Origin of the sequence: Alteromonas sp. LMIT006 (genome assembly GCF_024300645.1) — a bacterium.
GTDB classification, from domain to species: domain Bacteria; phylum Pseudomonadota; class Gammaproteobacteria; order Enterobacterales; family Alteromonadaceae; genus Opacimonas; species Opacimonas immobilis.
In genome coordinates this window covers 231,209-250,372 of sequence record NZ_CP101291.1, presented here as the reverse complement: position 1 = coordinate 250,372, position 19,164 = coordinate 231,209, and the positions used below count along the sequence as shown (strand labels likewise).

Genomic DNA, 19,164 nt, shown 5'->3' with positions numbered 1-19,164 from the left:
GATGAAAAACTGGTTGGCAAGTATGGTGGGTAAAGGGATGTTAGCAGATTACGTCCATTCACCTTTGGCTGATTTGCCATTACTTGCTCTGGATTTTGAGTTTAATTCTTTACACAAAAAAGAAGTTAAATTCATGTCGGCTGGATGGGTTACAGGTCAGCATTTCCAAATTGATTACGACCAAAGTTATTATCGATTAATTCGGGCTAAAGGCGATTTGCAGCAATCACCAATCATTCATGGTTTGACAGCGCGTGATATTGCTCAAGGGGTACATGCCAAAGAGATGTATAGCTCACTCATGCAATATGCAACTACCCATGTTTGGGTATTGCACAATGCGTACCTCGACATGAATATGCTCAAAGAATTAGCGTATCGGTTTGGCGAGGCAATGCCTGCAATCACTACTATAGATACGATGCAACTTGCACTGCATAAGCTAAGTAAAGGTACGGGACAATACGGTGTCAAACACGATGCAGCAACACTGGATAGCTGTCGTAGACGCTTTGAATTACTCTCTTCGCCATTGCACAATGCATTATCCGATGCTCAAGCTACATTGGAGTTATTCTATGCACAGCTTTATGACATAGATCCCAAAGGTGAAATGCGCCTAAAAGACTTAAAAAGTGCCACTAACGCTGTCAAGGTGTATTAATTAGTCGAAATAAAGAAACGCTCTTTTAAGGAACTTAAATGTTTCTCGAAACGTTTCCATGCCTCATTTGAATTTGGATTTATAGGTTGTCGGACTTGCTCGGCACTGGGGGTTTTGATAGCTCGCTCGGTTTGATAAAATTGTAAGCAGCTTTGTTCAAAATCAACGCCTAAAAACCTCATCATCCTTCGTACACTATTCTCTAAATCAGATACCACGTCCTCATGTTTAACCAACAAGATATTTTCACCAAAACACAATTGCCAATGCGTCATGAGCGCTAGATAATCTTTGTAATACTGAGCAATATCGTCTAAGTCGTAGCTAAACTCTTGACCTTCCGCGAAGAGCTGTTTGTAACCGCTAAAACAACAGCTCATAGGCTCTCTTCGCGCATCGATGATTCTGGCGTTGGGCAGGATTTTTTTGATTAAGGCTAGATGCCTGAAGTTATTGGGCATTTTATCGATAAAATATGGTTTGTTTGTAATGCGATGGGCACGCGCTTGTGATAAGTAGCGTTCTCCGAGTTCTGTCAACTCATCCTCTGATAAGGTGTGAAGCACGTCAGGATACTCACCATATTTCTGTTTGATGTATCGTGATAGACCAATAATATAGGGCAATTCGCTGGTGCCTTCGATTAACGAATGCGAAGCTAAAATTTGTTCAATAAGGGTCGACCCTGCACGGGGGAGACCGACAATAAATATTGGATCAGGGTCTGTGCATCTAGAGACTGTATCAAAAAATGCGGGTGGGCAGGCGCGTTTTTGCGCATCCATTTCAGCCGTCACAATATCTGGATCGTAGCGTAAAACCTGGCGTTTAGTCGCGTTGCCAAGCTGATAATACTGGAAGGCATTATCGAATGATTTACGGTCTTCGTAGGCTTTACCTAAGGCAAAAGCAATGTGATATTGGTCGACTTTCCTGATATGCCCAGAAGTAAGTAGAGTGTGCATTTGTGTAATTTCAGCATCTGTAAACTCATAGGTTTTAGTATTGGCTAAACTCCAATACGCATCGCCAAAGTCGGGTTTTAAGCGCATTGCTTCAAGATAGTCACGAACGGCTTCATTGATATTGCCTAGGGTCTTGTGTTGATGTCCTCGTTGCAAAAAGCCCAATGCGTAGTCGGGTAACATATTCAATGCCTTATCAAATAACGGCATTGCTTGATTAAAATCACTCAATCCAGCATATTGAGAGGCCAAAGACAAAGTCAAAAAGGGGTCATTGGGATGTTGTTTGAGACCTTCGAGGGCTACATGTATGGCATCAGAGTGATTTTGCCGTTTTTGTAACACATGAATTAATTCAAGACGAACATCGCGCTCGTTTGGTACTAAAGCTACCGCTTTGCGCAAAATCGTTTCTGCATCTTGTAATACATATAATTTTACTGCAATCTCAGCGAGGAGGCGCATTGCAGGTATATTATGAGGTTGTTCTCGCAAAATTCTGCGGACCTGATGTTCTGCTTGTTTGATTTTGCCTTCATAAAACCAGTGGTAAGCTTGCTGCACTGGCACCGGTAACGAAGCGTTGAACATCGCTTTGTCTTGGGCTTGTTGTGCTCCGGCATGTAAATGTTGTTGTTTGAGAAGTTGGGCGATATTGGTCCAACTCGCGTTGAGCATTGGGTTGAGTTGAACGGCATGTTCGTATGCACTTAGCGCGAGATGTTTTTCGTGTTGGTCGCGATGGCAATGACCGATTTCTTGATAGGCTTTAGCGTAGTCAGGATATTGGTTTAACAAAGCTGACAATACATCCAAAGCTTCATTAAATCGCCCACAATAACGCAAACAAACGGCTTGATAAAATTTTATTTTGGGGTCAGAGTCGGTGGCAACTGAATCCGCAGACAAAACGTCATAAGCTTGTTCAAATTGTTGTTGTTGCATCAAGGCAACAGCTTGTCGAATCGTGTCAGTCATGAATTTAGTATAAAGAAAAACCCCGCATATTGAAAATAGACGGGGTTATAAATCTAATTATCGTAATTTAAAAATAAGAGTAGTTCACACTCATACCAACTGTACGAGGACGGTTGGTGCTAATACGACGAATGTCATCCATATTATTAATAAATAATGTTGCACGCTCGTCCGAAATGTTATCGATATAGAACTTGATACGCCAGCTGTCCATAGTGACACCATAAGAGGCATTAAAGATGCTATAACTGTCTTGTGCTTCTCGTTCACTTGCTACAATCGAGCTGTAACTTTTGGCAGCGAATTGTGTGCCCAGTTGTATATCCATGTTATAGCCACTGGCTTCCCAATCATAACGCACACGAATGTTACCCTGGAATTTAGGCGTGAGGGGCAGTTCGGAACCCACAGGCGCCATTTCAATAACTTGTGCGTTGGTTGCAGTTAACTCCGTATCGTTGTAAGAGAACGCTGCATACAAGGTAGTGTTGTCGTTAACGAGATATTCAATATCTGTCTCAATACCACGGATTTCACTGTCAGCTGCATTTTCAATAAAGGTTAGGATCGATACGTTTTGTGGGTCAAAACGAGAAGTCTGCATATTCGACCAATCGATGTAATACATATTACCATTCCACTTATAACCCGCATCCCAGTCTAGGATTTTCCAACCAAATTCGTAGTTTTTGACATCATCCGTTTCGTAAGTAACTCCAACTGTTGGAAACTCTGGATTCGATGAAGGAATACCACCACCACGGTTGAATCCACCTGGACGGAAACCTTCAGAATACGTTGCATAGAACAAATCACCGGCATGACTTGTGTAGGCAACATTGAATTTTGGAATGACACCAGATTCAGACAATGGATCCGTTGAATGTCCTCCAGAGGTATCATAATCACGGCCACGGTCGGTATTCTGTGAACCTTGGAAAATGCCATCAGCAAAGTTAGATGAGCCAGTATAGTCAGTTTCTATTTCGTACCAACGCAAGCCAAACGTCGCTGCCCATTGCTCAGAGAATTTCCAATTTACTTCACTGAATACGGCAACTTGTTCTTCTGATCGAGTGATGTCATTGAAGAATGCTACGCCTGCAGGACGAGTAGTTGGGTTAATGCTGTTTGAAATACTAATTGGTGCATTAGGAGCAAAACCAAGCTCCTCAACCGCAAGATATACATAGTCATCTTGTGTTTTTAGTTCGGTATCATCATAAAACACACCTGCAGTAATACTGACTTGATCAGATACGTCAGCAGAAACACGCAATTCATGTGTCATGCGTTTGTGTTCTTGTTTGCCCATAAAGCCCTTTGTTGGGTCTTTACACTCACGATTTTCAGTAATGAATTGAGGATCGATATTGTAGTTAACGATGTAATCAGGGTTAGTATACGTACAGGTGTAATACGCGATATAGCCACCTGAGTTGTTGTAACCGGTGTAATCAATATTTTGTTCTACATCACGGTCTAGGAAAGCCCCAGCATAGACTACGTTCAAATCATCCAAGTCCCCTTCGACTACCATGTTTGTAAGGTTGATATCGTCTTCTAGGGAGTCAGGAAAATAACGCTGTACTTGCAAGTCACCCACTTCAGGATCGAAATCAAACACACCGTCAGCAACCAATGATTGTGTGGTGTGTTGCAAAAGCACAGTCCAATCGTTATTGATGAAATACTGCAAACCAAAACGACCACCTTCGTATGCAGAGTCATTAAAGTCTTCTTCGACTAATGGTAAGTTGCTAGTGCTTTCGTAGGTTGCATCTGGGCCAAGATCAACTGAGCTGTTTGGGTTCAATGCTGGGTCAAGAGTAAATTCACCCGCAACATTGTCAATGTAACCACCACGCTGAACAGAGTAAATCGCGGCGCGGAATGCCAAATCATCAGACAATGGGAGGTTGATAAAGCCTTCCCCTGTCGTCGACATCTCGCCGTTTTTAGTACTTTCCAAACGTGTCGTAAATCCTGCAGCAAAACCATCGGTCGACGGTTTATTAGTGATATATCGAATGGTTCCTGCTTGAGAGCTTGCACCAAAGAGTGTGCCTTGTGGTCCAGGTAAAATTTCGATACGTTGCAAATCCGTTGCATACAAATCTAGATTACGGCCAGGTGCGGTAACCGGTTGTTCATCAACGTACAGTGCCACATTTGGCATGGTGCCTTGAGCCCCTGAGAGCATTACGGTAATCGGTTGGATTGCCATACCACGAATAAATACATCATTCTGACCAGGACCGCGTCCACCCAGAGTCAAATTAGGTACATAACGTGCAAAATCATCAAAGTTGCCAATGTTTTGTTCGGCTAACGCTTCGGCGCTTAATGCTGACACTGCCACTGGTGTTTCTTGAATATTTTGCGAACGCTTGGTTGCAGTGACTTCGATCGTTTCAATTTTGTTCTTCGATTCATCAGCGAGAGTCTGACCAGAAAAAGCAGTGATAACTGCAATAGATAATGCACTTAAAGGCATTGAGTGTGACTTAGGGTATTGCATGTGTGTCCTGATAGTTTTAATTCAATTTAATTTTAACGCTTACATTGTATGCAAAACGGAAAAATTATGCAAATTAGTTAGAATACAAACTATTTGGGTTTACTGCCTGCTTGATTTTTAGTGCTAATTTTGATTGGTTTTTGTTCGAATGGTTGGGTTTTTGGAGGTGTGGATGGATTTTTGATGGGATATTGCGTATCTTATAGGCGTTTTGGTTTTATGAGTTAAGATTCGTGTCTGGGTCAGTTAATAAGAATAAAAATAATTTAAATTATGGTGTATTTGCTTCGGCCTCTCTCATCATCGCGCTATTGGTTGCATTAACACTGTGGAATGCAGAAGAAGTTACTGAACGGTTTCAAAGTTTGCAAACCGTTATTGTCGATACCGCCGGTTGGTTTTACGTGCTGTGTGTTGCCTTTATCTTAGTGACAACTATTTATTTGTGTTTTTCCAAATACGGCGACATAAAACTTGGCTTAGACCATCAACAGCCTAAATATCGTTTTAGTACATGGCTAGCGATGCTATTTTCGGCAGGTATGGGCATTGGCTTAATGTTTTATGGCGTCGCTGAACCGGTGATGCATTATCTCACTCCACCTACCGCTACGCCAGAGTCGGTTGAGGCAGCTAAAGAAGCGATGAAGATGACCTTTTTCCATTGGGGTTTCCACGGTTGGGCTATCTATGCCACGGTGGCTTTAATTCTGGCTTACTTTTCTTTCCGTCACAATCTACCATTGACCTTGCGTTCGGCTTTACACCCAGTTTGGGGAGACAAAATCTTTTCATGGCGTGGTGATTTGATTGATGCTTTTGCTGTGGTATCGACCGTATTTGGTGTTGCGACTTCTCTGGGGATTGGTGTCTTACAGATTAATGCGGGTGCTAATTTGTTGTTTGATATTGGTGTCAGTAAGACGGTTCAGTTAGTAATTATGTTGGTGGTCGTGGTACTTGCATCAGTCTCTGTTGCTTCAGGCTTGGATAAGGGTATCAAACTTCTATCGCAAATTAACATGCTACTAGCCGTTGCCTTATTGTTGTTTGTGTTACTTAATGGACCGAGTTTATTTTTGATGCAGGCACTGGTTCAAAATACGGGAGCCTACTTATCCGAGCTGGTGTACAACACATTTAACCTCTTTGCTTACGAACAAACGGACTGGCTAGGTGGCTGGACGATTTATTACTGGGCGTGGTGGCTAGCATGGTCGCCTTTTGTCGGAATGTTTATCGCTCGTATTTCACAAGGTCGAACAATTCGAGAATTTATTGTCGGGGTATTGATCGTACCGTCTTTTTTCACCTTTATGTGGATGACGTTTTTTGGTAATTCCGCTATTGATTTGATCAATAACCAAAATCTAGCCAGTTTAGCAGAGGCGGTGAAAGCCGATACCAGCTTGGCGCTGTTTGCTTTTTTAGAGCAATACCCATTGAGCTTCTTGGTATCTTGTGTTGCGCTGATTATGGTGGTGATTTTCTTTGTCACTTCATGCGATTCAGGGGCGATGGTCGTTGATATGCTAGCCTCATACGGAGAAAATAACACACCGATTTGGCAACGTTTGTACTGGACTGGAATGATTGGTGTTGTGGCTGGAATTCTTTTATTTACTGGCGGACTTGGTGCATTACAAACGTTGACGATAGCGTCAGCCTTACCCTTTACGATAGTCCTCCTGATGGCATTGTTTGGCACATATCGCGCGTTGAGTATCGATGCGACTAAACAGCAAAGTTTGGAGTTATCACCTGCGATGATTGGCGTTGAATCGGTTGATTGGCGCGAAAAACTCGCACAGGTCGTTGCTTTTCCTAATCAGCATAGCGTTAAGCAATTCCTTCAATCAAAAGTAAAAAACGCGTTGACTGAAGTGCAACAAGAGATGATTTCTCAATCTCTTGATGCAGAACTCACTACCAGTGCAGATCGTATCAGTCTTATGATAAGTCATGGTGACCAGCCTGATTTTGTTTATAGTGTCCAGGTTCGAGTTGCACACCAGCCAGACGGTCTAACTCAAGATGACAACAGCACACAAAATCAGTATTATCGCGCAGAGGTTCATCTTTCCCAGGGTGGCCAAGATTATTGTGTGATGAGCTGGTCAAAAGATGCCATCATTCACGACGTGATTGAGCAGTACCAAAAACACGTGCACTTTCTACAACAACTTTAAAAGAATATTTGAGCATGCAAAAAGACGAAGAACTGTTAGTTGCTTTACGTAAGGTGATCCGAGCAATCGATATGCGGTCACGCCAACTCAACAAAGACGTAGGGCTGACTGGTCCGCAGTTACTCGTATTGCAAGAAGTCGGCAAAAACCCAGGGGTTATGGTCAAACAAATTGCTCAAAGTATTAATCTTAGTCCGGCAACCATTACCAGCATTCTGGATCGAATGGAAGCACGTGCCCTGGTCAACCGTGTGCGGAGTACCGAAGACAAGCGCAAAGTCGGGGTGTTTTTGAGTGAAACGGGACAGGCCGCCTTAGCTGCTGCGCCATTACCGTTGCAAGAACACTTTCTCAATCGCTTTAATAGCCTAGAAGAATGGGAAAAATCTTTGATGGTCTCCACGATGCAGCGCATCGCAACTATGATGGATGCGGCCGAGATTGATGCCGCACCAGTCTTAGAAGTAGGGCGCCTTGATACGCCCTAATCTTTGTCTTTAAATAACGCCAAGTTCTGTTAAGCGTTCTATCAGGTACGACTTAGCCGTATGCCTAGTCGACAGTTGTACATCCGGTCTAGGATGAAGAAATAGCGGTAAAGAGATCCTAGATTTTCTCATATCCGCGCCTTCAGGATTGATCACCCGATGGGATGTGGATGGAAAATATCCACCTGAAGCCTCTTGCAGCATATCGCCAATATTGATGATCAGATTGCCAAAATCACTGGGTACATCGAGCCACTCGCCTGTTTTGCTTTTCACCTGTAAACCGGGCTCATTGGCAGCTGGCAATATAGTAATTAAATTAATATCCTCGTGAGCTGCAGCACGAATGGCTTCAGGCTCTTCTGCTCCATCTAATGGTGGGTAATGTAATACTCTTAACAGTGTCTGATTTGAGCCGTTGATCATATTGGACAAGGGTTCAAAATAGCCTTCTGACACATCAGAGGGGGATAATTCTTCAATCCAGCTGAGCAACTCGGCAGCAAATGCCGTCGTCGAGCGATAATAATCATCAAGCTGACCCCGCAAGGCATCGGGACACTGTCCCCAAGGATAGTAATGAAAGTATTCTTTGATGTCTTTCTTGACATGTCCTTTGGCGGTTTCAGAAATCCGCGCAGGAAAAAAACCATCCTGCGTGCCCTTGTTATACAAATAGGCTTCTTTGTCGGCATCGCTCAGATCGAACCAGGACTGCCAGCGCTCATAAATATCTTGAACGGCATGCTGTTCAATTGGATGGTTGGTTAATACGCCAAACCCAGTTTCACGTAATGAAGAGACAAATTGTTGTTTGGCATCAGGTGCTTGGTAATCAACGGGTATTAATTGACTCATAAACTTAATCCTATAAAAATACCAGCGAGAGCAGCGCTCATGAGGTTGGCTAAGGTCGCAGCCAAAACAGCTTTGAGCCCTAGACGAGCGATATCCGGACGGCGATTTGGTGCCATGGCACCAATCCCACCCATCAAAATGGCAATCGAAGAAAAATTAGCAAAGCCACATAAAGCAAAGGTGATAATCGCTTGACTCTTAAGACTTAAGGTTTCAGCTACCTCTACAAAACTCAAGTAGGCAACGAATTCATTGACGACGATTTTTTGCCCGATAAAACTGCCAGCTGCCACAGCCTCTGACCAATCAATACCAATCGCCCATGCGAGTGGTGCCAATAAATAACCCAAAATGAGTTCAAACGTGAGTTCAGGGTAGCCAAACAGAGCGCCCGCCCAACCAATAAGCCCATTTAGAAGTGCAATCAACGCGACAAATGCTAACAACATAGCGCCAACATTCAGCGCAAGTTGTAAGCCAGATGAGGCGCCAGATGCGGCAGCATCAAGCACGTTGGTATATCCGGTGTTATCTTCATCAACCTCACTGAGCTCGTTATTGGCAGTTTGGGTTTCAGGTAAGATGATTTTGGCCATCATTAAGCCTGCCGGAGCGGCCATAAAACTCGCTGCCAGTAAGTACTTTAATTCAACGCCGATGCCTGCATAACCGGCCATAATTGAGCCTGCGATAGACGCTAAACCACCCACCATGACCGCAAACAATTCAGAATCAGTCATTTTAGGGATAAACGGCCGAACAACTAATGGCGCTTCGGTTTGACCGACAAAGATATTAGCAGCAGCAGACATCGACTCTGGCTTTGAGGTACCAAGCAGTTTTTGCAAGCCACCGCCGATGATATTGATGATGACGTTCATTATGCCTAGATGATACAGCACAGCAATAAGCGCTGAGAAAAAGATGATGACTGGTAATACATTAAACGCAAAGATAAAGCCTAAAGATTTGTTGCCAACCGCACCAAAAACAAAGTTAATCCCTGCATCGGCATAGCTGATTATATTGGCGATGAAATCGGTTGCGGCAAGAAGTGCTGCGACACCTGGCGGGAAGTATAGAATAAATAACGCAATGCCAGCTTGTATCGCAAACGCTCCTCCAACCGTACGCCAATTAATGGCGGTTCGATTGCTACTAAACATAAGCGCAATGGCGAAAAGTAAAACGATGCCGATGATTCCAAGCATAAGAAGCCTTTATTATTTTTGTTCTAAAACAGATTGTACGTGATGCGCTACCACTTGCAAAGCAGTTTGGTTTTCACCTCCACCAGTGATAATCATGTCTGCACTGTATTTATTCGGTTCAATAAATGCGTGGTACATCGGTTTGACGGTATTTTGATACTGCTCGGAAACGCAATCTACTGTGCGTCCACGTTCGTTAATATCGCGTTGCATTCGGCGCAATAGGCAAATGTCCGGTGGGGTATCGACAAACAAACTCAAATCAAACACGCCTTCTAATTCTGGTGCAGACATCACCATAATACCCTCAACGATAATCACCTTTTTAGCATCGACCGTCGTAGTGTCGGGTAGGCGAGTGTGGGTTTTGTAGCAATACTCAGGATAGTCGATGCTTCCTCCAGATTGTAAACTGTGTAAATGTTTACGCAAAAGACTGTGTTCAAACGCATCAGGATGGTCATAATTGGTAATTACACGCTCAGCCATTGGCTTGTCATCCTGTGCTCGATAATATCTATCCTCCTGCAAAACAAGGATATTTTGGCAATTTGACTGTAAATAATTGTTGACTAAGTTTGAGGTAAAAAGTGATTTGCCTGAACCAGAAGCACCACAAATCCTTATTAAATAGGGCCTATGTACATTCGATGATGATGTGAAATTAAGCATTTTTTCTATCGTCTTTGCGTAGTATAATCTGAATTACTGATTACTTGATTCGTGTGTATGTGATGAGCAGTTTAATAGAACTGTCACACAAATCAATTAGGATAATAATTAAACGCATACCAAAGAAACAAATGCGTCGTCATGGATGATAATTTATCATAACACGGTAACAAACCTTATATATAACGACTATTTGGAACACATACTATGATTATAAATAAGCGCTTAAACCGCATTGCGGTCGCAGTTGCTATGTCTGTTGGCCTCGCGGTACCAGTCATGGCTCAAGAAACTACCTCATCAATTCGCGGAACGATTACTGGTCCTCAAGGGAATCCAGCGGCCGGCACCGAAGTGACAGTGACTCACTTACCGTCAGGGACAACAAAACAAGTTGTGGTTGGCGCAAACGGTCAAATCAACCTATCAGGTCTTCGTGTGGGTGGTCCATATCAAATTATTTTGGATTCTGATAAATTTGAAGATGCTTTAGTGAGTGATATCTTCTTGTCACTAGGTGAGCCGGCGTTGTTTAACTTCCAACTAGCGGAAGAACAAGCCATTGAAAAAATCACCGTTACCGCTTCACAAGTAAGTTCTCTTGCATTTGGTCAACAAGGTCCAGGAACAGTGTTCAGCCTTGAAGACTTAGAAAATGCACCTTCTGTTAACCGTGATATTAAAGACGTCATTCGTGCCGATCCACGTATTTATATTGACGAGTCATTTTCTGATGCCGTTCAGTGTGCGGGTGCATCACCTCGTTTTAACAGCTTAACGCTTGACGGTATGCGTTTAAACGATAACTTCGGTTTGAACTCAAATGGTTACCCAACCGAAGCAATGCCTTTCTCATACTCTGCAATTGAGCAGGTTGCAGTTGAGTTAGCACCGTTTGACGTACAGTACGGTGGTTTTACTGCATGTAACATCAATGCTGTGACTAAATCAGGTACAAACGATGTCTCTGGTTCAGTATTTTTTGATTACACATCTGACTCATTCAAAGGAGATGAAGTTGATGGTCGTGAAATCAACTTAGGTGATTACACAGAGGAGCGTTACGGTGTAACCGTTGGTTTCCCATTAATCAAAGACCAGCTGTTCTTCTTTGGTGCTTATGAGAAAAAAGAAGGCGTTCGCTTGCACAACTATAACTTCTCTCGTGTTGAGCAATCAGAATTGGATGAAATCGCACAAATTTCTCGTGACGTTTACGGTTACGATCCGGGTGGCTTCAAAGGGTCTTCACCAGTAACAGATGAAAAGATCATTGCCAAAATTGACTGGAACATCAACGACCAGCACCGTGCTTCATTCGTCTATAACTGGAATGACGGGTTTACCATCAGTGAATCTGACACTGGTTCAACTCGTGTATCGTTTGATGGTCACTTCTATGAGCGTGGCGCGGAAATCGAAACCACAGTTCTTTCGTTATTCTCTGACTGGACCGATGATTTCTCAACTGAACTTCGCATCGGTAATACGACACTAGATAATCGTCAAATCTCAGTTGATGCCGCGACAGGCTTCGGTGAAGTCCAAATTCGCGTACCAGGTGGCGCAACCGTTTATCTAGGCCCGGATGATTCACGTCAAGCAAACGACTTGAACTGGGAAGCGGACACCTTTAAGTTGGCAGGTACTTACTACCACGGTGATCACACCATCACAGCGGGTGTAGAGTATGAAAACTTGAATGTGTTTAACCTGTTCATGCAGCACCGCATTGGTGAGTATCGTTTTAATTCAATCGAAGATTTCCGCAACGGCACCCCAGCACGTATTTACTACAATAACGCAGCGGGTACTAATGATCCAAATGACGTCGCGGCAAGCTTTGAATATGCCAACACGACGTTCTACATCCAAGACAAGTGGAACGCAACGGATGATTTGACCTTGACCTTGGGTCTGCGTTACGACAAGTGGACGTCAGATGACCGTCCTGTTTATAACTCGGCGTTTGAAGCGGATTATGGCTATGCCAATACCAACAACCTTGACGGTATTAGCTTAATCCAGCCTCGTGTTGGTTTTAACTACACTGTAGATGATCAGTTAGAAGTTCGTGGTGGTTTTGGTATTTACTCTGGTGGTAATCCAAATGTTTGGGTATCTAATGCATATTCAAATGACGGTGTGACTCAGGTTTTTGCACGTGAGCGTAATATTCCAGGTTTTGATGCTGGTACTACGAGCATCTTCGACTTAGATCTAGTAGGCGGTGGCAATCCAATCTACTCACCTGCTCAGGCTCTGTTTGATTATGTTGCAGACTTCCCAACCAATGGTTCTTCACGTTTCGTCGTAGCAATTGACCCTGATTACGATATGCCTTCTGAAGAAAAATACGCATTGGGTTTCACGTATCTATCTGATCAAGATTACTTGATCCAAGGTGACTTGTTGTATACGAAGAAGCGTGACGCGGCTATTTACTTAGAAACTGCACGCACACAAACGGGGACTGCACCAGACGGTCGTCCTGTGTACTCGGGTTCTAACAGCACTTACATCTTGTCTAACGTAGACGGTAACAGCGGTGATGCGACAACCTTGTCACTAGCGGTATCAAAAGAGTTTGATAACGGCATCGACATGACGTTTGCATACGCTTACAACGATTCTAAAGACGTTAACCCGATGACCAGCTCGGTGGCCGGTTCAAACTACAATAACTTTGCGACGTTTGATCCGAATAACCCTGGTCCAGCGGTGTCAAACTACAATATCCCTAATCGTTTCACGTTGAACTTGTCTTACAGCGCTGAATTGATTGCGGGTTATGACACGCGCTTCTCAATGTTCGCTACTGCAAACGAAGGTCGCGGCATGTCTTACACGTTTGAAGAGGGAATTGATGGTTACTTCGGTGACGGCAATGCAAACGGTCGACAGTTGGTTTATATCCCAACTGAAAACGATGCAAATGTTGTGTACGGTCCTGACTTTGACTTGGCAGCATTCAACGCGTTTATTGCAGATGAAGGCTTAACTCGAGGTCAAATCATGCGTCGTAACTCAGTCAACGGCGACTGGTGGACCAAAGTTGACGTGCGTATCTCACAACAGTTACCTGCGTTCCACAAAGACCATAGTGCATCAGCGTTCTTCGTCATTGAAAACCTAGGCAATCTACTCAACGATGAGTGGGGCGTGTTGAAGCAAGGTAACTTCGTGTCTGAAGAAGTTGTTGAAGCATCTGTTAACGATGCAGGTCAGTATGTGTATGAAACATATCTACCTGCTGGACAACGCGATGGCGTCGTCAATGGCGCGTCTCAGTGGGAAGTGCGTGTAGGCGTAAACTACCGCTTCTAAACTGAACAAAATTAGTTGTAAAGTTGGCCCTAGATTGGAAACAATCTAGGGCTTTTTTTGTATTTGTGAAATTATTCAGTCCGAATCAGGTCTATTACCGTACTCATTAATTTTAAAGGATATTGCAATGACAACCTATACTCCTCCAAAAGTGTGGACATGGGACAGTGCCAATGGTGGTAAATTTGCCAATATTAATCGTCCTATTTCAGGAGCGACGAAAGACGCTGAGTTACCAAGAGGCACCCACCCATTTCAACTGTATTCGCTCGCAACGCCGAATGGGGTTAAAGTGACTATTTTATTTGAGGAATTGCTGGCGTTGGGCTTTACCGATGCTGAATACGATGCGTGGCTTGTCAATATTCAAGAGGGCGATCAGTTTACCAGTGGCTTTGTCGCGGCTAATCCAAACTCAAAAATCCCAGCCCTATGGGATTATTCAGGCGATACACCAGTGCGAATCTTTGAGTCTGCCAGCATCATGATGCATTTAGCTGAAAAATTTAAAGCTTTTTTACCTTCATCAGGCCCATCTCGTACGGAAACCTTAAACTGGTTATTTTGGCAGATGGGCTCTGCGCCATTTTTAGGCGGTGGATTTGGGCATTTTTATGCATACGCCCCTGAAAAATACGAATACCCAATTAATCGATACGCGATGGAAGTCAAACGGCAATTAGATGTGTTAGATAAGCAGTTGGCGCAACATGAATTTGTCTCGGGTGATGCTTATACCATTGCCGATATGGCGATTTGGCCTTGGTATGGCAATCTCGTTTTGGGGAAACTGTACGAAGCGGCTGAGTTTTTGTCGGTGCACGAATACGAGCACGTGCTGCGCTGGGCGAAGCAACTCAATGCTCGTAAAGCCGTTAAGCGGGGGCGCTTAGTCAACAAGGTTTGGGGTGAGGAAGATGTTCAACTTGCTCAAAGACACAGTGCCCAAGACTTCCCTGAGCATTTGCGTTAGCCCCTTTATGACCCTGGGTCTATTGTTTGACCCAGTAGCCGATTGTGAAGGTGTTGAAGATTAACTCTAACTTACCAGACGCGTTTTGTTTGGCGCGCAAATTAGCGTCTTGAGTGGCATTTAACAATCCAGCACTGCGCCATATTAACTTTCCATCTCGACTGATATAGCCAATACTGCGCGTTGCTGGAGAGTTGTATGAGGAAGACTGGTCATTGACGGTGAAATACACCAAAAACGACTGTTCATTTGTATTAGTCGGATCAGCGATAACCTCATCAATGCCTGTAATAGGCAGAGTCATTTGTCGTTTCAAAGTCAATGTACCGCCATCATTGTCATAAATGTTGATCGTACTATCATCACCATAACTATCTTCAACACAGCCAAGTTCTGCCTGGTGATCCGTATCATCATTGAGTAGAAATATCCTGCGACAGTTCACATCGAGAAAGCTCAGCTCAGCAAATGCATTGGTATTTTGGGTCAGTACTGAAATGCGATTGAATTGAGAAACATACACATAGCTTATAGTCCCAGCATCATCGATGAGCCAATCATTGACATAAGTAGATAATGTCCGTGTTGCGATAGGCGACGATTCCATAACCTCATACAAGGCCATTACATTGTCATGGAGCGCTAGATACTCAAGTTGACCATCCTGATCAAAATCAACAACACGTGTACCAGTAGGACTAAAAAAGCCTGACGACTGGTAGCTATAAAGATCCGCAGCATCGGTTATTTGCTTCGCAACCATTCCTGAATCATAACCATTGGCACCGAGCAAAATTTCACTGACCCCATCACCATTGATATCAGCAAGGCTGTGATGGACATCTTGAAATGAAGATGAACTAAAACGAGGCGAATTGACAGTTTGGTTGTTGATGTCCCACCATGTAAATTGACGATTTAATTCGTAGTCGTTGGTTGCCAAGGCAAAAACAGGGCTGTCGTTCACTCCATCCGCTGAATGCCAGCCAAGTGCATTGATGGACTCAAACTCAACAAAGTTATTGTATTGTCTTAGTTCATTGTTACCAGATGTGATGTCTAGAGAGTAAAAGCTTTTTGGTGCAGAGTAACGATCGCTAATGCTGACAATCAACTCATCAGCATTATCTCCGTCAAAATCATCCAATGCCATAAAATAGACATTTTCAAATTGTTCACCCGGTGGCGTGTATTCCCATACAGTTTCAAGATTACCATTGGCTAAATCCACTCCAATAACAGGTGTGTTACCGTAGCATGGAGACATTAAAAGCTCTGGTCTTTCATCGTTAGTCACATTAGCCACTATCAAATCACAGTAACCCTCGTTAAAGTCAAGTTGATTCTGGGTTTGTGCTGTGGCCGAGTATAGATACAAGGATAAGGAACGGTCATTACCTATAATTTCTTTAACTCCATCATTATCGACATCAACTAACTCCAGCAAGCTATCTCCAAATGGCACACTGCTCATCCATTGATTAGACATGGTTGCGAGGTCAATTATGGTGCCGGTATTGGTGACAAGTTCCAAAGCACTGTCATTATCGACGTTACCAACTTTAATCATATTGACGCGTTCGGTAACTGAGCCAATAATTTGTGTGTTATCTGGGGACGATAAATAGGCCATTACGAGGTTGCCGCGATACGAAGAAGCGCTGTAATCGTCTTCTACATAAAAAATCTCAGGTACACCATCATTGTTGATGTCAGCTAACAAGCGATTTTCATAGTCGCTGTAATCAATGGTGTTGACGATAGCATCAATATGTTGAAAAGCATTAAGGATGACAATCTTGTTGCTACTGGCAACGATGATTTCATCAGCGCCATCCTCATCAATATCCGCTGCGTAAATACGACGGACGTCCTGTACCCCGTAGTTAAAGGCTGTGTGCCAAGCCAACGTAAAATCGCCGTTCTGATACTTAAAGATATTAATCAAACCGTTAGAACTGCTTATCGCTAATTCGACTTGACCATCACCATCAAAATCGCCTTTAGCATGCAGACTTGAATCTTGTGACAAACTAAATTTTGCCAAGGTAGCCAAATTAGCGGTAGTTGAGTTGACGGCAATCGAATGAGTGAACTCACCTTCTACTTCACTTGAGTCTGGTGCTGTTACGGTAAAGGTGTAAAACTGAGTAGGAAACAGCTGACTAGCGGGCACTGTCCATTCAATCACGCCATTTTCACCAATGGCCGCGCCCTCAGGTCCGGAAAGCTGGACGGGTATAGTTTCGCTGTTACCTAAATCAGGATCAATAAGACTGACTGAAAACATTACTGTTTCTCCCAGGGATGCGGTGGTGGGAGCGTCACTAAAGCGAATTTGTGGCGGGGTATCGGATAGGGCAATACTGCTTTGCGGACCAACAATTGGGGTACCACCATCACTTGCGACAATGCTGACTGCGACGGTGTCACCGTAAACAGCAATGCCTGCTGGTAACGTATCGCCAGTATATTCGGTGAGCTCTTGCCCATTCAGGTACCATCTAAAGCTGAACGTTAATTCATTTTCTGGAGTATCCGGGTCGCTGGCTAGGCCTCCATTTGAATAGACTTGAATAGGGGTTTCAGTAGTGGCAGAATAGTTGACAAAGTTAGGATAATATGGACTTGGTGGAATAGACATGTCCGTGACAGGCACTAGAACAAATGTTGTTGGATCAGCTTCTATTAAGGCGTTTGGAGAGCTAAAGTAAGTGCCTCTATCATAGGTTCCGTCGTTATTTTCATCGAATTCTAAACGAATGACATTTTGACCGTTCGAAGCCATCTCATGGGTGAAACGGGCTTTTTGTGAACCGGTAAAAGTAATACTGCCAAGAGTGGAATAAGGACTCAAATCAGCAAAGTTGCTGTAGTTAAAATCCACATATCCTGCGTCTGCAACATACAATCGACCATTTCCAGAATACATTAAACCAAATTGAGTATTGCCTGACATCGTAGCGGAGCTATCTAGCCACATATCAGGTTCGCCTGCTCGAGCAAAATGCAAGTACATAGTTTGTGTTTCAGAAGCAGTTGATGTGACGCCATAAGTTGGAAAACGGGTGTCTATGAAGCCATTCATGGTGACCAGTTCATCGAAATAATTCACAGCAATGTCGCTAAAGTAAGCAGACATACTAATAAATGAGTTGGTGTTCTCGGTGATGACGACTGTCATTTGCCCGCTGATAATAATGTCAAGGTTAGCTTGGCACCGATTAAATTTGATGGTGATATTACCTTCTGCATCACTGTTGAGTTTGGTTGCGATGACCATATTGCCACCATAATTACAGACACTAGAAAAACTCGTAGCAGAACCAATTTCAAAATCCAAAGCATTTTCCAGTGCAATATCGACGGTATTGATCTGCATATTCCCAATGAGCATATCGTATTGTTGTAACACATTGCTCAGGCTCATGGTGGATGGGGATTGGCTTCCTGTATAGCTGCTATCAACAAGGCCTTTGGCGGCGCGTTCAAGCTCGGTTTGACTGCGATTTAGGCCATTGTTAATGACGTCTCTGTCGCTTGCAGTAGGCTGTGAAGGGGTACCAGTATTATTGGAGGGAGGAGGTGTTGCACTGCCACCTCCACCACCGCCACATGCGGTCAATGTACATGCCAGAAAGAAAGAATAAACGAAGCGTCTGTTGAACATAATTATCCGTGATGTTGCCTTTTCCCAAACGGGAGAGTAGACGCTTAGTTACACATTTTCAAATAAATCTTCCACGTAGCGACACACATCGTCTATTTTGGCGATGTCAGCGGGGGCGATAAAAATCGTATCATCCCCAGCTATGGTCCCCAATACTCCATCTTTCTTGCCCAGTGAATCCAGTAGTCTTGCAATTAACTGTGCGGCCCCAGGGCTTGTGCGAATAACCACCATCACGTTGTTATGAGTGACATCATACACCAGCTGTTTTAAAGGGCTCTTGGCAGTGGGCATACCCAATTCAGGCGGCAAGCAATATACCATTTCACCGAGCGCGTTACGTGTTCGCACAGCGCCGTACTTGGTCAGCATGCGAGAGACTTTTGATTGACTGACATTGTCAAACCCACTCGCTTTGAGTTGTTCAACAATATCGCTTTGAGAGCCACAGGTTTCGGCGGTAAGAATCGCTTTAAACGCTTTAATCAACTCTTCTTGTTTGGCGGTAGGCATAATGATCCCTTGATCAAGAATACTTATTTTTATTGGTATTTTGCATTAGGGCTTGAAATAAAGCAATTCGTACCTATAACTATCACCTACAACTAATACCTACAACTAATGGACAATTGCTTACTCAAGCCATGT

12 protein-coding genes are annotated in these 19,164 nt (G+C 43.6%); 5 read left to right on the top strand and 7 right to left on the bottom strand.

Translation table 11 applies throughout. The features are described from left to right. Position 1 precedes the first annotated feature (1 nt). Entirely contained in the window at positions 2 to 664 is a 663-nt protein-coding gene (locus NLG07_RS01150; protein WP_254855865.1) for a 3'-5' exonuclease, read from the top strand. On the opposite strand, the gene NLG07_RS01145 is transcribed toward NLG07_RS01150, so the two are convergent. Further along, on the bottom strand, positions 661 to 2,607 hold the full coding sequence (locus NLG07_RS01145) for a tetratricopeptide repeat-containing sulfotransferase family protein (RefSeq protein ID WP_254855864.1): 1,947 nt from the start codon (positions 2,605 to 2,607) through the stop codon (positions 661 to 663). The genes NLG07_RS01150 and NLG07_RS01145 overlap by 4 nt on opposite strands. 67 nt (positions 2,608 to 2,674) lie before the next feature. After that, a complete protein-coding gene (locus tag NLG07_RS01140; protein WP_254855863.1) occupies positions 2,675 to 5,128 on the bottom strand; it encodes a TonB-dependent receptor in 2,454 nt (817 codons plus the stop codon). Positions 5,129 to 5,361: 233 nt separating this feature from the next. On the opposite strand from NLG07_RS01140, the gene NLG07_RS01135 reads away from it, so the two are divergent. Then, positions 5,362 to 7,317: a BCCT family transporter gene (locus NLG07_RS01135; protein WP_254855862.1), complete on the top strand. Its 1,956-nt coding sequence runs from the start codon at positions 5,362 to 5,364 to the stop codon at positions 7,315 to 7,317. Positions 7,318 to 7,331: 14 nt separating this feature from the next. After that, complete coding sequence (locus tag NLG07_RS01130) at positions 7,332 to 7,805, top strand: MarR family winged helix-turn-helix transcriptional regulator (protein ID WP_254855861.1); 474 nt, start codon at positions 7,332 to 7,334, stop codon at positions 7,803 to 7,805. 9 nt (positions 7,806 to 7,814) lie between these two features. Here NLG07_RS01130 and NLG07_RS01125 read toward each other — a convergent pair whose 3' ends face one another. The 3 genes from NLG07_RS01125 to udk are packed head-to-tail and all read right to left on the bottom strand — an operon-like array spanning position 7,815 to position 10,546. After that, the gene (locus NLG07_RS01125; RefSeq protein ID WP_254855860.1) at positions 7,815 to 8,663 is read right to left on the bottom strand and encodes an isopenicillin N synthase family oxygenase; all 849 of its coding nucleotides are present in this window, start codon (positions 8,661 to 8,663) and stop codon (positions 7,815 to 7,817) included. Continuing rightward, entirely contained in the window at positions 8,660 to 9,874 is a 1,215-nt protein-coding gene (locus tag NLG07_RS01120) for a NupC/NupG family nucleoside CNT transporter (protein ID WP_254855859.1), read from the bottom strand. The genes NLG07_RS01125 and NLG07_RS01120 overlap by 4 nt, the downstream gene beginning before the upstream one ends. Positions 9,875 to 9,886: 12 nt before the next feature. Beyond that, entirely contained in the window at positions 9,887 to 10,546 is a 660-nt protein-coding gene (gene udk / locus NLG07_RS01115) for a uridine kinase (protein WP_254855858.1), read from the bottom strand. 207 nt (positions 10,547 to 10,753) lie between these two features. Between udk and NLG07_RS01110 the strand changes: the two genes are divergently transcribed. Continuing rightward, on the top strand, positions 10,754 to 13,873 hold the full coding sequence (locus NLG07_RS01110; protein ID WP_254855857.1) for a TonB-dependent receptor: 3,120 nt from the start codon (positions 10,754 to 10,756) through the stop codon (positions 13,871 to 13,873). Between the two features lie 121 nt (positions 13,874 to 13,994). Next, positions 13,995 to 14,846, top strand: coding sequence for a glutathione-dependent disulfide-bond oxidoreductase (yghU, locus tag NLG07_RS01105; RefSeq protein ID WP_254856779.1), 852 nt, complete (start codon positions 13,995 to 13,997; stop codon positions 14,844 to 14,846). Between the two features lie 19 nt (positions 14,847 to 14,865). Here yghU and NLG07_RS01100 read toward each other — a convergent pair whose 3' ends face one another. Both NLG07_RS01100 and argR read right to left on the bottom strand, forming a co-directional pair. Then, a complete protein-coding gene (locus NLG07_RS01100; RefSeq protein ID WP_254855856.1) occupies positions 14,866 to 18,516 on the bottom strand; it encodes a VCBS repeat-containing protein in 3,651 nt (1,216 codons plus the stop codon). A gap of 48 nt (positions 18,517 to 18,564) precedes the next feature. Then, the gene (gene argR / locus NLG07_RS01095) at positions 18,565 to 19,029 is read right to left on the bottom strand and encodes a transcriptional regulator ArgR (protein ID WP_254855855.1); all 465 of its coding nucleotides are present in this window, start codon (positions 19,027 to 19,029) and stop codon (positions 18,565 to 18,567) included. Between the last annotated feature and the right edge of the window lie 135 nt (positions 19,030 to 19,164).

Excerpts from the sequence above, each read along its gene's own strand:
- NLG07_RS01120 (WP_254855859.1), bottom strand. The coding sequence starts at position 9,874 with ATGCTTGGAATCATCGGCATCGTTTTACTTTTCGCCATTGCGCTTATG.
- NLG07_RS01130 (WP_254855861.1), top strand. The coding sequence starts at position 7,332 with ATGCAAAAAGACGAAGAACTGTTAGTTGCTTTACGTAAGGTGATCCGA.
- udk (WP_254855858.1), bottom strand. The coding sequence starts at position 10,546 with ATGCTTAATTTCACATCATCATCGAATGTACATAGGCCCTATTTAATA.
- argR (WP_254855855.1), bottom strand. The coding sequence starts at position 19,029 with ATGCCTACCGCCAAACAAGAAGAGTTGATTAAAGCGTTTAAAGCGATT.
- NLG07_RS01145 (WP_254855864.1), bottom strand. The coding sequence starts at position 2,607 with ATGACTGACACGATTCGACAAGCTGTTGCCTTGATGCAACAACAACAA.
- NLG07_RS01100 (WP_254855856.1), bottom strand. The coding sequence starts at position 18,516 with ATGTTCAACAGACGCTTCGTTTATTCTTTCTTTCTGGCATGTACATTG.
- NLG07_RS01140 (WP_254855863.1), bottom strand. The coding sequence starts at position 5,128 with ATGCAATACCCTAAGTCACACTCAATGCCTTTAAGTGCATTATCTATT.
- NLG07_RS01110 (WP_254855857.1), top strand. The coding sequence starts at position 10,754 with ATGATTATAAATAAGCGCTTAAACCGCATTGCGGTCGCAGTTGCTATG.
- NLG07_RS01125 (WP_254855860.1), bottom strand. The coding sequence starts at position 8,663 with ATGAGTCAATTAATACCCGTTGATTACCAAGCACCTGATGCCAAACAA.
- NLG07_RS01150 (WP_254855865.1), top strand. The coding sequence starts at position 2 with ATGAAAAACTGGTTGGCAAGTATGGTGGGTAAAGGGATGTTAGCAGAT.